The following is a 13,726-nucleotide window of genomic DNA, read 5'->3' as shown; positions in this document are numbered from 1 at the left end:
CCCCGTTTCCCTGGTCCCTGTGCTCATCGCTTCTTCGGCACGATCAGCCGGCCCTCGTTGATGTTGACCTCGTCCCCGATCAGCACGATGGACGCGCCCTTGCCGTTGCCGATGGTCACGCCCTTCTCGTCGATCTGGATGTACGCCCCGCCCTTGGCCTCCAGCAGAATCCCCGTACCGCCGGGCACGTCCGACATCACCAGCTTGTGATCGCCGGGAGTCTGGATCACGACCGGCTGGGAGGCGGGCAGTTCGGCGCGCGCACGGGGTGGCAGCTCGGTCTCATCGCCGTACCAACACCCCGTCCAGATCGGGAAGCTGGGATCCCCCTGCTCGAACTCCATCCACACGCCCGCACCGATCTGCGGCACGACGTACTGGCCGGCCTGGCGCCCGGTGAAGGGCAGGCAGGGCAGCGCCCAGGTGGAGGCCTCGTCGCCCAGCACGTCCGGCACCTGGGCCGTGATCCTGCCGATCTTGAGCGGATCCCTGTTGTCGATCACCCGCCCCCGGAACTTGCCGAGAAACCGGTTATTCGGTCCTGCAGCCATGCGAAGTTCTCCTGGTCCTCACGTCTTTACGGACGCACCGTGGTGCTGCGGGCGATCAGGCCCTCGCGGGAGAGCGTGAAGTTCTGCTGGTACGAACCGGGGCGGAGGTTGTGGGTGACGGATTTGACGTAGTAATCGCCGTCGTACGTCACGCCGGAACCCCGAACCCCCACCAACTCCCGCGGCCGCAGCACATATCCATGCCGATTGACATCCAGCGAGCCGGACCCGGAAATCGCATCAGCGGAGGTCGCCGCCCGGGCCAGCGTCTCGGCCTCTGCCTGTCCGAGTTCCTTCTTCGCCGTTCCGGAAAGAGTTTTGCGCTTGAGGGCGGGCGAGGCGCGGCGGCCGAGGGGTGGCCGCAGCGGGCTGATATCGGGCTGCGCCAGCAACCGGGTGTCGCGCGTCCTCGGGTCCTGCACTCGCGCCTGCGGCTCTTCGCGGGCGGTCCCGTCGTAGGAGAAGGTCAGCTGGTCGACGGTGGAGTTGTTGTCCATGTTGACGTTGAGCGCATGCTGGCGCTGCCCCAGCCGCCGCTCAGGCCCCCAGAAGGCGGTGGACCGGCCCGGCCGGGGGCCGGGGTCGAGGTAGAAGGTGTAACCGTTCGCCCTGGCCAGCTCATTGAGATACTGCAGATCGGTGCCGGTCTGGTAGTCGACGCGAAGCTGCTCGCGGGGTGGCTGATGGATCTGCTCACGGATGATCCGGGGATCGATGCCGTAATCGGCGTACCTCCGCAGAATCCGGTCAACTCGCTGGGCCGGGGCCAGATTCGGATACCGGTCGGTCCGCTCTTCGAGATCCATCAGCAGGGTCAGATCCTCCCCGGTGACGGTCAGCGTGGTCTGCCCCGGCAGATTGCTGGCACCGACCTCCTGCCGCACGATGAGCCCGTCCAGGATCACGGTCGGCGTTCCCTTGACCGAGGTCGTGACGATCACCCGGGTCTTCGGATCGAAAAACCCCTCGGGCAGCAGCCGCTGTGTGATCAGCCCTCTCTTGGTCAGGTCGAAGGCGAGCTGGAACCCGCTTCGTTCCCCGGCGGTCATGGTGATCTGCGCGGACAGCAACGCCTCGGTCACTTCGGCCGGCACGGGACGGGTGAGCTTGGGCCCCATCTGGAGGTTGAGATATACCGGCCCGCTCCCGATGGGCTCATCAGCCATGGAACCCACCCGGCAGCGGAATGTCGATCTGCTGTCCCGGCTCGTCGGTCAGCTCGCGCGGATCGAGAACGGGATTCGCGTCCGCGATCTGCCACCACTGGCCGGGGTCGCCGAAATAACGCTGCCCGAGCTGGTCCGGGCGCTCGCCGCTGCTGACCGTGTGGGGCGCGGTCTCGTCGACGGCCGCGCTGAGCGGTGGCAGCAACCGCCGCTTCGTGTAGCGCACTTCGGTGCCGTCGGGCTGCTGGTGAACCCCGATCTCCGCGTCGTGATACCGGCTGGTCCGGGGATACGGATGTGTCCCCGGGATCGCGTCCAGTGCACTCTCATAAGGATCAATCACGTCTTACAGCCCCCTTCCCAGCCCAAGTTCCGCCAGCCGCCCGCCTCTTGCCGCTCTGGCCAGCCGTTCCTTCTGCGCCAGATGCGCCAGATACAGATCGGCACCCCGATGCCCGGCCGGCAGATCACTCACGCTGAGGACCTTCATGCCGATGCCGAGGCTTGCCCGTATGGGGTTGAGATTGACGTCGAACGCGGACTCATTGATCGACAGTTCGGTGAGCCGCACGGGCATGACGCGCTTGCTCCCCCAGGTGAAGAGGGTCAGGGGCATCTCGATCGGGCTGATCTCGATGGTCCCCTTCTTGGTGAGCCGCGCGGCCTCGCGGAGCTGGGCGGTGGTGGGATGCACGAGCATCTCGAGGGTGGCCAGCTCGGGATGGATCCCCTCGGGAGCGGCGACCTCGAACTGATCGGTGGCATCGATCTCGGCAGTGAACTTCCAACTCTCCTCGGCGGGTCCCTTGAGCCGGAGGGCCTCGTTACGGTCTCCTCCGCTGCCGCCTCCGCCGGCATCACCACCTCCTCCGGCGGCTTGGGGGGCGAGGGAGCGTTCGAGGGTGTCGGGGTTGAACTGGAGGACGATGATGCGCTGGGGGGTGCCGCGTTCGGGGTCGACGATGACGATGCCGGAGCGGATGGGCTTGGGTATGTCTGCGTAGCGGGTCATGGAGATCCAATCCGGGGGAGCGCTACCAGGGGGCGACTGAGCTCTGCTCGTGAGGCAGATAGAGGGGAGCGAACGCGAGCTCGACCTGCTGCTTGTCGATGATGTCGAGGACGCGGCCACCAAATACGGGAATGGCCGGATGCGCAAGAATTCTGCCCTGGACCACTTTCCTTGTGGTCCAGGCAATCCCATGCACACGCAAGTGACTCAGGCTGGAGTCCGTGATGATGGACCGGCCGTCATCCAGCACCATCCACAGTCCGTTTCCGCCTTGAACAGTGGCGAACGCGTGAGGCGTGTGGATGGGCTCGGGCAGCTCGCTCGCCAATGTGAGCGACCACAGGTCATGGATAGTTTCGTCATGTCGCTGCCATTCCAGGTCGGAGGTCACTGGTTCCAGGAGATCGACCATGGTTGTGTTGGCAATCAGGGAGTCTCCCTCCGGGGCCTTGGCGAGAATGGGGTGGGAAGAAGTGATGCGGGACGTTGTGAGTATGTCGATGCCCAGGTAGGCGGCCAACTCGTCCACGTGGTCGGTCGACTCGGCCGAGAATTCGTAGCGGAGACGAAACCCGACGCCTGTCCGATGCAGTTCCTCCTTCACCGAACCCCGGGAGCCGGTTGGCACACGCCACTCACCGAACCGTGATTCTGGTTCTGCTCCTTGACTGACAAGGAACGAATGGAGCTGGCGGTCTGCTTCCTCGTCCAGGGTCACCAGATAGCTGGTCTTCATCATCACCTCCGCTCGTGGTCCTGGAGCACGATGCAATCACTCACAGTCGGGCCTCCAGACGCCGGGCGAGCTCGGTGTAATCCCGGGCGGGAAAGAGAACGGGGAACACATCCAGCATGGTCGTCAGTTGTGTTCGCACAGCCTTGAAATCCGGTTCGCCGAGAGAGACTTCATCGGTGAACAAGTACTGCCAGCCGAAGGTGCCTTTCGTGAGGGCCAGTTGCTGGATGTACTCGGTGTAGGTGAGGTCCAGACGTACGTACTGCCTGTCCCAGCCCTCGGCTCTGTTGAGGTCCATGTCGAAGTACCAGATCTCCAGAGGGTCGACTTTGGGCTGGATCCGGATGGCCGCGAATTGCCCGGTGGCGGCGACCGGGGTGTCGTCGATGACGCGCAGCTGGGCGAACAACTGACGTTCCACATCGGTCGACCCCGACCAGGAGAGATCCGGCGGATGCTTGAGCACTGCCGTGAAGAGATCCGTCACACGGAACTCCCCATGGAATTCGGGAAGTTCGGAAGCGGAGCTGGTGCGCCACCGGTTGCCAATCTCGGTGATCCGGGGGCTGTGGATGCAGAGCTCGCGGCTCAGGACCACTCCTTGCCAGTCGGGGAGATAGCTGAACAGAGCGGGCGCCTGTTCGTACGTACTGCCCAGCTCACCGGTGATCGACCGGTCCACGGTGAAGTGAGGGCATTCCAGTATTTCCTCCTGTGTGTCCAGAAGTTGCTGCTCGATGGGTGTCAGACTGCGCATCGCTGTCGGTCTCCGGAGGACGGATGTGGAAGGGGCGACTTCACAATCGCTCCGCCAGCCTTGCCGCGAGCGAGGTGTAGTCGTGGCTCGGAAAGATCCGGGGGAAAATATCAAGCATGTTCCTGATGCTTTCCGCCGTGTGATGAAAAAGGTCATCCGCCAGGGATACGTCAGTGAACAGATACTGCCATCCGTAAGCGCCCTTGGTCAGCGCCAGCATCTCCAGATAGGTGCTGTAGTCGAGGCCCATCTTCTTGGGTCCGACGCGCGGATCCCACACCCACATCTCGAGCGGCGTTGAATCTGGCTGGAGCCTGACCGTCGTGAGCAAGTCGCTGCCGGAATTCGGTTGGCTGTCAATCACCCGGAATTCAGAGTACAACTGACGTTCGTCGTCCGTGGAGCCGGTCCACGCCAAATCAGGGGCGGAGGAGAACAGGCTGTCGTAGAACATGGGCAGGAAGAACTCGCCGGTCACCCTCGGAAGAGGTTTCCGGGTTCGCCAGTGACTACCGATCTGGTAGAACCGCAGCCCACGTTCCTCGATCTCTTGATCAATGATCACCCCGTCCCATTCGGGCCGCTCCTGGGTGATGCCCCTGATCTCCTCCGCGCGCTGCCTCAGCGGAATCCCCAAGGAGTTGCTCTCCTCGTCGTCGATCTCGATCAGGTCGCTGAAGACCTCGATCTCATCGGCGTTTTGTAGGTCGCTCACCACCCTGAGGTAAAGATCTTCCTGTGGAGTTGCGTCTTGCCATGTCATCCTTGCGTCACTCCTTTGTGAAGACGATCAGGTCGGCGTCTATGAGTTGGGATATTGCCTTCAGCCGCTGGTCCAGTTTCTTAAACTTCTGAATCTCCGGCTTTCCCCTCTCGTGTCGCTCGAACGCCTTCTTGATGCCGTTGAAGTCACGATAGGAGCGATTGTTCACGATGACCCGGGCAAACTCGGGTGTTTCCCTGAGTCGCCGCCTTATCTTGTCGATGCTGTCGTGGTTGATGCGGAGCTTCTTGGACGGGTCTGGTGGTGCCGGCTTCGCCTCGAATGAATTCCAGGCAGGCCTTCTGTTCTTCTCCCAGCGCCTTTCCTTGCGGTTTTCGAAGTACCCGGCCCAGGTTGCCTTGATGTAGCTCGGGAATCCTCGGGTCGGCGATTGGGGTGGCTTGTGGAACCTCACTTCGACCCGGTACCAGATCATCTCCTCCTTGTCGTGGTGCAGGGCCTCCCATGCCCCTTGCTCCACTCCGTGGAGGAAGGGGGTGTTGACCCCGGGGCCGCTGGCCGGGACGAGGTTGGACCCCTTGGCCTTGCCACCGATGCGATCGGGCAGGAGATGCATTCTGACCCACCTGTCGCTGGGATCGTCGTTTATCTTCTGTGCGTAGTCCCAGCCGATGGGCTGCCCCGGATTGGCATCGGGGGCCGGGGTTCCCTTGACGGACTTGTTGAGGTACTCCGCCGTGAAGTTGGTCGCCAGTCTGTTGTCCGTGAAGTTGGGGATCTTCGGTTTCGGCTTGGGCACCTCGTCCTGGCGCTCGTCGTAGTCGTCCGTGCGTCCCGTCTGCTGATCCTGAGTCGGATAGACGTCTTCGAAGTCTTCGCCGGGATTCACCGTGGCCCGCAGTACGGTGCGTGGCTTGCCCGTGGCGGTGAGACTGCTGAGCCGGTACCACCTGCGCATTGCGCCCAGCATCGCGCGGAACGCGGTGTCAGGCATGCCCTTCTTCGTTTTCTTCTTGATGAGCGGCCGCATACGAAGAATTGCTTTGTCGAGGCGTTTCTGCTTGGAGTCCTTCTGATCCTTCTTCTTCTCATTGCGTCGAGCGTTCCGCGCCCGGTAGTTGTCCAGCTTGGTGCGCAGTTTGTTCCGCATGCTCTTGAAGGCGTTGCGCAGCTTCGCTGCGCTGTTCTTGAGTGCCTTGCCCACCTTGCTCTTCTTGAGCTTCTTGCCCAGCGTCTTCGCCGCGTTGCGGACCTTCTTCAAGGCTGACTTGACGGCCGTTTTCGCCTTGCCGAGGGCCTTGCCCACCGGGGACTTCGGCTTCTGAGGCTTGGTGGGCTTCGGGCCCTCGATCTCTTTCTTCTTCTTGGGGGTTTGGGGCGTGCTGTCCTTCTGGCCGCCCCGGGTCTTGTCCTTCGACGGACCCGGTGTCGTGTCCTTCGGCTTCGCCGGTGTCGGCTCCGGCTTTGCAGGAGACTTCGGTGTCGCCGTGTCCTTCGGCTTGGGCGGGGCCTTCGGGTTCGGGGAAGGCTTCGCCTTCGGTTTGGGGGCCGCGGCCGGCTTGCGCAGGGTCTGGGTGGCGTTCCGGATCGCGCCCCGCGCCTTGTTGACCGCCTCGCCGGCCGCCTTCTTGGCGCCCTTGCCCGTCTTCTTCAGGCCCTTCATGATCGTCTCGGCCATCGCCTTGAGGCGCTTGCCGACACCCTTGGTCGCAGAACCGAGGCGTTGGAGAAGGAAGTTGGCGATGAAGTCCAGCAGTGCGACAACACCCGCGGCCACCGCCTCCGCGAACAGGCACGCCGCCGGACCCGCCTTGACCGCCTTCAAGTAGGCCCAGAACTTGCTGAAGGCCGAGAGAATCGAGCTGATGCTCTGCCAGGCGGCCATCAGGCCCTGGACGATCGTGAGGATCGCGCCCGCCGCGGGGACGATCATTGAGACGACCTTCTCGATGACGAGCGAGGCGATCATCATCGGGAGCGAGGCGATGATCGCGTCCCACGCCATCTTCCCGATCTGCTTGATCGAGACGCAGCCCTTCACCAGGACGTTGATCACGGCCTTGCCGAGACCGAGGATGCCCTCGACCTTGGTGTCGAACCACCGCTTCACGCCCGTCTTGATGGCGCCCCAGAGGTGATCGCTGATGCCCGCCTTCGCCGAGCTGCCGGCCTTGCTGATCCAGCCACCCGGGTCCGGCGCGATGTCCGCGATCAGCGCCGCGAACTTGCCCAGCGCCTCGATCGCCGCCTGGGCGAACTTGATCGCGCCGAGAATGACCGCCTGGTAGATCTTGATGACGGCCTTGATGCCCGCTTCCAGCACGTCGAGTAGCGCGTTCAGGCCTGCCGCCAGGGCGTCGAGCAGGGCGTTGACCGCCTTCTTCAGGCCGTCCGCCAGCGCGTTGACCGCGGCGATCGCCTTGTCGCGCAAGCCCTCGATCGCCTTGCGGAACTTGTCCCGTAATTCAGGGAAGGCCGCGAGCAGCACGTCCCCGATGGCGATCAGCGCGTCCGCCAGCACGTTGATCGCCTTGATGGCGAGGTCACGTACGAAGTCGATGGCCTTGTTGGCCCACTCCTTGAATGTGTCGATGATGCCGTTGACGACCTTGCGCGCCGCGTCGAGGATCGCGTTGAACGCGCTCTTCACCGCGTCGGCGACCCAGCCGAAGAAGCCCCCGGAGGGCTTCTCGTCCTCCTTCTTCTTCTCGGCCTCCTTCTCCGCGTTCTCCCGCTCCCTGTCGATCTGCTGGTTGTCCTTGTCCTTCCTGTCGCCGACCTCCTTGTCCTTGTCGTCGCGGGCCTTGACGATCTCCTTGTTCTTGGACGTGTGTTCCTTCTCGGACTCCTTGTCCGCGTCCTCGATCTTCTGGTCCTGCTCGTTGCGCCAGCCCTCGCGCTCGCGCTGCGCCTCGTCGGCGGCCCGGCCGCGCTCGGCCGTCTGCTTCTCCGCGTTCTGGGTGACCTCGCGGTCGATCTCGGTCTGCTTCTCCTGCTTGGCCTGCTGCTCGCCCTGCTGCTGTTCCTTCTCCTTGGCGACCAGATCGCCCTGCGCCTGGCCCGCCGCACCTTGAATCTCCGAGCCGCGCTCCTGCTTGGCGACCGCGCCGACGCCGGGCTTGGGCATGGGCGAGGCAGCCAGATTGCCGCCCTTGCCGCCCTTGCCGCCGGCGCGGCCCACGGCCTTGCCGACCAGCTGCTCCTGGGGCGCGTTGGGGAAGATCCGGTCCTCACCCATCGGCTTGGCCGCGTCCTCACGGCCCGTGCTCTGGATGTCGGACTGCTTCTCCTTCAGCGCCTTGGCCTGGTCGTCCGTGCGCTTCGGGTCGCTCTCGCCCTCAAGCCTGATCTTGGGGGCGGGGCCCACCGTCTTGTTCTGGAGTTCCGGGTCGACGGTCGGCACCGCGTCGGCCGCGGCGTCGACGTTCTTCGCCTCTTCCGCGGTCAGCTTGTCCGCCACGGGTGGCGGCGGCGGGGGAGTGTTGTCGGTCGGCTTCGCGCCTTCCGCCTTCTCGCTGCCCTTCGCCTTCTGCTTCTCGGCCTGGTCCTCGGGCCCGAGCTTCTCGACCTTGCCCGTCACCTCGGCGGCAGGCGCGGCCGCCTCCGGGGGGCCCGACTGGGTCTGGGGTGCGCCCGAAGGACGTTCCCGCTTCGGCGGGTTGGCGTCCAGGCGCTGCTGCTCCTCGCCGACCTTCTTGTCAGCGGCGGCGTCCACACCGGGCATCGCGGCGGCGGCCTGGTCCGGGGCGAGCTTGCTGACCGTACTGATCGCGGACTTCGGGTCCTGGGCCGAGACGTCCGGCGGCTCCTCCTGCTTCTCCTCGGGGGCCGCACCGCCGCCTCCGCCGCAGCTACCGCCGCCTTCTTCCTTCTCCGCCGCGGGTTCCGGCGGGGCGCAGCCGCCGCCGTCCTTCTCCAGCGACGCCTCGGGGGCGGCCTGGGCGCCTTCCGGTGCCGGCGCGCCCATCCTGCCGGGGCTCGAGGCCTGTTCGCCCGCCGGGCTGACGGCAGCCTGTGCTGCGGAAGGCGCTGCTCCGGGGCCCGCTGCCGTGGTCGGACCGGCCTGTTCGGCGGCGCCGACCGAGCCGTGGGGAGCCGCACCGGGACCGCTCTCCTTGGGGATCCGGCTCTTGGGCCCGGCCGCTTCCCGCTCGGACTTGGGCGGCTCGGCGTCACGCCGCGCGGCGGGGGAGGGGTTACGGTCCTCGGTGGCCGCCTTCTGCGTCTGCGCACCCGCAGGGCGCATCGCCGCAGGGCCGGGTGAGGCGTCCGGACCCGAAGCAACGGCAGCGGTCTTGTCCGCGGCAGCGCCCTGCCCCTGCCCGCCCCGCTCCTCCTGCTGCCCGCGCTCCTGCAGCTCCCGCTGCTCGTCCTGCGCATCCTTGGCGTCCGGCCTCTCCTCGCCGTCACCGGAATCCTCGTCCTTGGCGGCCCCGTCTTCCTGCTGTTGCGCGGGGTCCGTCTTCTCGGCCTCGGGCTCCTGCTGGTCCTTCTCGGTGGTCTCCGGGTCGCGGCCGACCTCCTGGTCGGTCGGCTTGTCCGGCTGGAGATCCTTGGCGCTGCGGTCCTGGGCCTGGGCCGCGGGTCCGCCCTCGGGCTGCGGCGCCTCGCCCTCGACCGGACCCACGTCCTCGCCCGGCGCCTTCGCCTCGGGCCCGGCGGACTCCTCGTCCTCCTCGTTGGCCTCGTTCTCCCGCTGCTGCTCGACCCGCTCTGCCTTGGTCGGCGGCGGTGAAGGGAAGGACGGGACGGACGGTTCCGCGGCGCCGGGGGTCATCCGGTCGGCGGTCGGTACGGAGGAAAGGTCCAGGTCGGCGTCGGGCAGATAGTCCTCGGGCTTCAGCTCCGGCCCGCCCTTGGCCGCACCGCCCTTGTCCCGGCTGCCGTCCTGCTCACCGCCGATTTCACTGTCCGCGCCCGCCTCAAGCCCGAGCGGCTTCTCCTCCTCGCGCGGTTCGTCCTCGTCCTCGTCCTTCTCGTGGAGGCCGTGCTCGGACAGCGCGCTGTCCCGCTGCTCCGCCCGCTCGTCCACCTTCTCCGGGCGTACGGCACCGGGCTGCCCCTTCGCCCTCGGGTCGAGGTTCTCCTGCTTCGACCCGTCCGCCGGCTTCTTCGCGTCGTCCTTGCGCTTGCGCTTGTCGGCGCCAGGAGCGTTCGCCTGCTCCGGGTCCTGCTCCTCCCGGTCGCGCTGCTCCTTGCGCTCCTCCTTGACCTTCTCGGCGCCATCCGCCTGGCCCTGCGCACGCGCGTCGGCGGCCTCGTCGACCCGCTGCCGGTCCTGGCCCTGCTGCTCCTCTTCCTGCAGCTGCTCCTGCGCGGCCTGCTGCCTGGCCTGGGCACGCTCGTCCTCCTGCTCCGTGCGCCGGGCGGCTTCCGTCTCCTCGGCCGCGGCGTCCGACTGCGCCCTGCTCCGGTCACCGCCGCGCTTCTCGTCGCGCGCCTTGGCGTCCTTCCGCTCCTGGCGGGCGTCCTCGTCCCGCCTTCCCTTGGCCTCGCGCCCGCTCTCTTCCTTGCGCTTCCACTGCGTGCGCTCGACACCCAGCAGCTCGAAGAGGTCCGCCTCCGGCGCGGGCACCTCGGCCGGCTGGAGTTCCACGGGCAGGACCTCGGCCTGCTCGGTGAGGTCCAGCAGCCGGTCGTACTCGTTCGAGAGAAGGCGCCCCTCCAGCCGGTCCAGCACCGAGTCCTGCAAGTCCGGTGACATCCGGGCAAGTTGGAGGCGTACGCGGTGGGAGAGGTCCGCCGGGTCGCCGCGCAGCGAACGCAGTACGCCGTTCGCGAGCCGGTCCACCAGCGTCGCCGGATCCAGCTTCTCCATCCGATTGCGGTCGGCGTCGACCGTTGCGTAGCGCAGCCAGCCGGGCGTGGACTGATCCGGCTCCACTTCGGGGGCCTGCTCCTCGTCCCGTACGAGGGCCTGCGCCGCCGACTCGGCCTCGCGCTCCATCGCCTGCTGCGGCAGGCTCACCGCACCCGGATCGCGGCCCGCCCGCAGAGCGCCCAGACCGTCCGGGTTCTGCACGGTGTGCAGCAACTCATGGGCCAGCAGCCGCTGTCCGTCCGCCGTGCCCGGCCGGTACGTTCCCTCGCGGAAGAAGATGTCCTGGCCGACCGCGACCGCGTCCGCGCCCAGCAGCTCCGTGAGCGTGCCCGCGTCCCGGTCGGTGTGCAGCCGCACTCGGCTGAAGTCGTGCCCGAGCTGCTCCTCCAGCTCCCGCCGTACGCTCAGGTCCAGCGGCTGTCCGGCTCCGCTGACGATGTTCTTCGGCTCCGGCGTACGGGACTTGGCCCGCTCCTTGCGCTTGCGCCGCCGTTCGGCCTGCGCCGCCTGCGCGTCCTGGGCGTGTGACGTACTCATTGCGCCTCACCCCGCCCCGAAAGGCCCGCGTGCACCGCACGCGCCAGCGCCTCGCCGAGCCGCCCCGGCGACGTGGTGGCCGGCAGCGGCGGCAGCCCGGACAAGGAGTCGAGGGCCTGGCCGCCGTCAGCAGCCAGCGGTACACCCCTCTCTCGTACGAGACGGGCCAGCTCAGCCTCGAAGGCGGCCGACACCCGGTCGGGGTCGAGCCGCTCGAACCCGTCGAGCACCAGCTCGCCGATGTCCACACGGATTGTGCGCTCCGCAGGGCGCGGTGCCTCGTTCAGACCCATCCGTGGACCTCCGAAGGCGTCAAGGAGCGGTCCAGCTTGAGGTATTCGGTACGCGCCGCCTCCAGCATGTGACGCATCTGGAGCCGGTCGCCCTCCTCCGCGGCGAGGAAGGCGCCCGACAGCGCGATATTGCGGATCGAGCCGCCCGCCACGGTCAGCCGGGCGAGCAGCTCCGGATCGACGCCCTTCATCGGCACCCGCGCGGGCAGCACCCGCCGCCAGATCTCGGCGCGCTCGCTCTCCCCGGGGAAGGGGAAGTCGACGACGAAGCGGATACGGCGCATAAAGGCTGTGTCCAGAGCCTGCTTCATATTCGTCGTGAGGATCGCCAGACCGCGATACGCCTCCATACGCATGAGCAGATAGCTGACCTCGAGGTTGGCGTACCGGTCATGGCTGTCCTTGACCTCGCTGCGCTTGCCGAAGAGGGCGTCCGCCTCGTCGAAGAGCAGCAGCGCGCCGCCGCGCTCGGCCGCGTCGAAGACCTTGCGCAGGTTCTTCTCGGTCTCACCGATGTACTTACTGACCACCTGGGACAGATCGATGATGAACAGATCCAGGCCCAGCTCTTTCGCCATCACCTCGGCGGCGAGCGTCTTGCCGGTACCGGAGCCGCCCGCGAACAGCGCGGTGACGCCGAGGCCGCGGCGCAGCGTCGCGGCGAAGCCCCACTCCTGGTAGACGGTCGCCCGCTGACGCACATGCGCGACGACCTCGCGCAGGATTCTCAACTGCCGTTCCGCCAGTACCAGATCGCCCCACGCCGCCTGCGGCTCGATCCGCCGGCCCAGCTCGTCCATGCCCATCCGCGCCTCGGTGAGCCCGGCCTTCCAGGCCAGCCCGGTGGCGTCCAGTTCGTCCTCACCGGGCAGATCCCGTACGACGGTCGCGCCGGCGGACCTGATCAGATGCGGCGGCAGCGAGAACTGCTCGACGAGATCCTTCAGGTCCTCCTCGGACACCTCGGGCACGTCCTCGAAGGCGTCCGCCCACACGCCGAGTTGCTCCTCGGTGTCGAGAGCGGGGACGGTGACCCGTTCACCGCGCGGCCGGGCGGTCTGCCGCGGGTCCGGGCTGGAGACGACGAGCGGTACGGCAGCGCTCTCGATGAACGCGTCCGTGGCCGCGGCCTGTTCGCGTTCCAGGTCGCCGACCTCGACAAGCAACGCGGCGGGCAGCAGGATCGCCTCGCGCTGCCAGAGGCGCGCCAGCCGGTCGCGGTCGGCCGGGTCGGTCGGCATGTCGTCGGCGGCCATCGCGTACAGGCCGAGACCGGAACGGCGGGCGGCCGCGGCGGCGATGTCGGTGCGGCTGCGCAGATCGCCGCCGACGAGCTCGACGCGGAGTGGTGCGTAGGGGCCCGCGACCGCCCAGCCCGCGGCGACCCGGCTCGCCGCGAGATCGTACGAAGCCGGCAGGGACTCCGGCACAGTCGTACGGCGCAACAGCCCGTGCAGCCGGGAGTCCAGATACGGCGAGCCGACCAGGAAGTGCAGAATGCGCTCGTCGAGGCGGAGCCGCGAGGTGGTCAACCGGGTCTCGTCGTCCAGCTCGACGAGCCGCCAGCGGCGCAGCGGGGCGACGGGCGTGAGGGCGCTCCAGTGCGGGTCGGCGAGCGCGGCGAGGGCGAGCGAGAAGGTGGGATGCGCGCGGTCCGGATCGCCGCTCGCGGCGGCGCAACGACCGCCGGTGGTGGGGTCCAGCTCCGCGGCGGCGGCGAGCAGGACGATGTCGCGCTCGAAGGGGCTCAGCCCGAAGCAGGCGACGAGCGCGTCCAGGGTGGCGGGGCCGGAGGCAGCGAGTGCGGAGGTGCGGGGTGCGGTGAGTTCGGGTGCGGCGGCGGGCCGCGACTGGTCCGGCGTGGCAGCGGTGGTGTTCGCGCGCCGGTCGTTCCCCGGCGGCACGTCGGTTTCGCGTACGGGTACGGGTACGGCCGCGTCCGCTGCGGGGCCCCCGGCCGCTGCACTGGATCCAGCAGATGCGTCGCCCTCCGCCGTCCGGGTCCGGTGCTGCGCGCGCTGTGCATGGGCGTCGATGCGCGCGAGGACGGACCGCACGGCCGCAGCCAGCGCGCGGCCGTCCGCACCGGCGTCCGCCGTGCCCGGACCGGTTCCCTGGTACGTACCCAT

The 13,726-nt window shown here is 67.5% G+C and carries 10 protein-coding genes; all 10 read right to left on the bottom strand.

From position 1 onward, the window contains the following. Positions 1 to 23: 23 nt before the first annotated feature. The 10 genes from OG735_RS03685 to OG735_RS03640 are packed head-to-tail and all read right to left on the bottom strand — an operon-like array spanning position 24 to position 13,726. Positions 24 to 551, bottom strand: a complete 528-nt coding sequence (locus OG735_RS03685; RefSeq protein WP_327321676.1) for a phage baseplate assembly protein V — start codon at positions 549 to 551, stop codon at positions 24 to 26. A 26-nt stretch (positions 552 to 577) separates the two neighbouring features. Next, positions 578 to 1,717: a hypothetical protein gene (locus OG735_RS03680; RefSeq protein ID WP_327321675.1), complete on the bottom strand. Its 1,140-nt coding sequence runs from the start codon at positions 1,715 to 1,717 to the stop codon at positions 578 to 580. Further along, positions 1,710 to 2,060, bottom strand: coding sequence for a LysM peptidoglycan-binding domain-containing protein (locus OG735_RS03675; protein WP_327321674.1), 351 nt, complete (start codon positions 2,058 to 2,060; stop codon positions 1,710 to 1,712). Before OG735_RS03675 ends, OG735_RS03680 begins: the two co-directional genes overlap by 8 nt. Before the next feature lie 3 nt (positions 2,061 to 2,063). Next, complete coding sequence (locus OG735_RS03670) at positions 2,064 to 2,729, bottom strand: hypothetical protein (protein ID WP_327321673.1); 666 nt, start codon at positions 2,727 to 2,729, stop codon at positions 2,064 to 2,066. Between the two features lie 22 nt (positions 2,730 to 2,751). Further along, complete coding sequence (locus OG735_RS03665) at positions 2,752 to 3,465, bottom strand: hypothetical protein (protein WP_327321672.1); 714 nt, start codon at positions 3,463 to 3,465, stop codon at positions 2,752 to 2,754. A gap of 40 nt (positions 3,466 to 3,505) precedes the next feature. Further along, complete coding sequence (locus tag OG735_RS03660) at positions 3,506 to 4,222, bottom strand: hypothetical protein (RefSeq protein ID WP_327321671.1); 717 nt, start codon at positions 4,220 to 4,222, stop codon at positions 3,506 to 3,508. 40 nt (positions 4,223 to 4,262) lie between these two features. Beyond that, a complete protein-coding gene (locus OG735_RS03655) occupies positions 4,263 to 4,985 on the bottom strand; it encodes a hypothetical protein (protein ID WP_327321670.1) in 723 nt (240 codons plus the stop codon). A gap of 7 nt (positions 4,986 to 4,992) precedes the next feature. Further along, a complete protein-coding gene (locus OG735_RS03650) occupies positions 4,993 to 11,304 on the bottom strand; it encodes an eCIS core domain-containing protein (RefSeq protein ID WP_327321669.1) in 6,312 nt (2,103 codons plus the stop codon). After that, entirely contained in the window at positions 11,301 to 11,597 is a 297-nt protein-coding gene (locus tag OG735_RS03645) for a hypothetical protein (protein WP_327321668.1), read from the bottom strand. Before OG735_RS03645 ends, OG735_RS03650 begins: the two co-directional genes overlap by 4 nt. Next, positions 11,588 to 13,726: an ATP-binding protein gene (locus tag OG735_RS03640; protein WP_327328196.1), complete on the bottom strand. Its 2,139-nt coding sequence runs from the start codon at positions 13,724 to 13,726 to the stop codon at positions 11,588 to 11,590. Before OG735_RS03640 ends, OG735_RS03645 begins: the two co-directional genes overlap by 10 nt.

This window comes from Streptomyces sp. NBC_01210, from assembly GCF_036010325.1.
GTDB lineage: Bacteria > Actinomycetota > Actinomycetes > Streptomycetales > Streptomycetaceae > Streptomyces.
This window is presented reverse-complemented; position numbering and strand designations above follow the sequence as displayed.

Coding starts and splice junctions, on each gene's coding strand:
- OG735_RS03685 (WP_327321676.1), bottom strand. CDS start 551: ATGGCTGCAGGACCGAATAACCGGTTTCTCGGCAAGTTCCGGGGGCGG.
- OG735_RS03680 (WP_327321675.1), bottom strand. CDS start 1,717: ATGGCTGATGAGCCCATCGGGAGCGGGCCGGTATATCTCAACCTCCAG.
- OG735_RS03670 (WP_327321673.1), bottom strand. CDS start 2,729: ATGACCCGCTACGCAGACATACCCAAGCCCATCCGCTCCGGCATCGTC.
- OG735_RS03665 (WP_327321672.1), bottom strand. CDS start 3,465: ATGAAGACCAGCTATCTGGTGACCCTGGACGAGGAAGCAGACCGCCAG.
- OG735_RS03660 (WP_327321671.1), bottom strand. CDS start 4,222: ATGCGCAGTCTGACACCCATCGAGCAGCAACTTCTGGACACACAGGAG.
- OG735_RS03655 (WP_327321670.1), bottom strand. CDS start 4,985: ATGACATGGCAAGACGCAACTCCACAGGAAGATCTTTACCTCAGGGTG.
- OG735_RS03650 (WP_327321669.1), bottom strand. CDS start 11,304: ATGAGTACGTCACACGCCCAGGACGCGCAGGCGGCGCAGGCCGAACGG.
- OG735_RS03645 (WP_327321668.1), bottom strand. CDS start 11,597: ATGGGTCTGAACGAGGCACCGCGCCCTGCGGAGCGCACAATCCGTGTG.
- OG735_RS03640 (WP_327328196.1), bottom strand. CDS start 13,726: ATGGGTACGTACCAGGGAACCGGTCCGGGCACGGCGGACGCCGGTGCG.